Annotated in this window: 1 protein-coding gene and 1 pseudogene; both read right to left on the bottom strand. The window is 47.5% G+C overall.

Going from position 1 to position 1,579, the window contains the following annotated elements:
- The coding region (locus ACTHUM_RS13535; protein ID WP_440403117.1) for an NAD-dependent epimerase/dehydratase family protein at positions 1–312 on the bottom strand (312 nt) is incomplete at its 3' end.
- A 139-nt stretch (positions 313–451) separates the two neighbouring features.
- Positions 452–1,413 (bottom strand): annotated as a pseudogene (gene rfaE1 / locus ACTHUM_RS13530) (D-glycero-beta-D-manno-heptose-7-phosphate kinase).
- Positions 1,414–1,579: the final 166 nt, after the last annotated feature.

Here is a 1,579-nt window from a genome sequence, read left to right as displayed (position 1 = left end):
GTCCAAGAGATCGAGCGTGTACTGGTAGTTGTTGTCCATCATGTAAAGACCATCATGATTCATGGTATCGGAACATGCGCCTTGATGAAAAACGGCTTCGATATCGTCGTAAGGCAGAAGATGGCCGCGCACTTGGCGGATAAATTCGTGTTTATCGAGATAATGGGCAATTTCACACTCGGCAAGGTTTTTAAATTTTTCGCCTTTGCTCAAATTATCGACGGCAACAATGTCGGTAATACCGCGCTGGTTAAGTGCTTTAACGATGTTGCTGCCGATAAAGCCGGCCGCGCCTGTTACGATAATGGTCATAATGAGTTTCCTTTATTTTGATTTTTCAGACGGCCTTGAAGTAATCATGCCGTCTGAAAATAAAAACTTGTCTGTCTGGATTATTTTCCAACTCTATTTTCAGACGGCCTTTAGATTTTAAGGCCGTCTGAAACAGCAATTATTGCTCTTCCAATGCCTTGGTCAATTCGGCAAACGAGCAAACCGCCGTACCAAGTTTTGCCACGACAACGCCCGCTGCCGTATTAGCAAGGTGCATCGCTTCAGGCAGGTATAACCAGCGGCCAAACCCAAACCCACTCCGGCAATAACAGTATCGCCTGCACCCGATACATCATAGACTTCTTGGGCCCGTGTAGGCTGATAAATCGGCTCACCCTCATTGAACAGGGTCATACCCTCTTCACTTCGGGTCAGCAAAATCGCGGTCAAATCAAGATGACGGCGCAGGTTTTGGGCTTTTTCAGTCAAATCATTTTCGTTTTTCCAGCTGCCCACCACTTCTTTCAATTCTGCACGATTCGGCGTAATCAGCGTAGCGCCGGCATATTTCTCGTAATCATCGCCTTTCGGGTCGATTAAAACGGGTTTACCGGCCTGCTTCGCCCAATCGATCATATCGGAAATATGCGACAAACCGCCCTTGCCGTAGTCTGAAAAAATAATGGCATCGTATTCAGGCAACACTTCTCGATATTGATGTTTGATTTGTTCCAACACCTCACGATGAGGCAATTCTTCAAAGTCAAGTCGGATAAGCTGCTGGTTGCGGGCAACGACACGCAATTTGACAGTAGTCGCAATTTGCTTATCGCGCATCAGATAGGAAGAAACGCCGTCTTGCATCATCAATGCGTCCAACGCATCTGCAGCTTCATCATCGCCGGTCACGGACAACAGCCCTACTTTACCGCCCAATGAGGCGATATTGCGCGCAACGTTCGCCGCCCCACCCGCTCGTTGGTCGATACGGGCGATTTTCGCCACCGGCACTGGGGCTTCAGGAGAAATACGGGACACATCGCCAAACCAATAGCGGTCGAGCATCACATCGCCGACGACAAGGACTTTGGCTTGTGCAAAACGTGATTTTAGGGTTTCTTGTTGGAACTTGGTTACCATACTGGCTCCATTAAAATCTCTGTGTAAGGCTTGTTATCAGTTTATTGATCTAACAGCCTAAAAATATCTTGAGGCTCATATACCTGCATATGGTTTTTCGAGTACGACGCCTGTTCATGAGATGACAACAACGCTGCTTTCAGCATGGCTTGCGCCAATTTTTCGA

This window comes from Neisseria sp. P0021.S006, assembly GCF_051956895.1.
The sequence above is the reverse complement of the archived record's forward strand: the minus strand, read 5'-3'. Positions and strand labels throughout refer to the sequence as shown.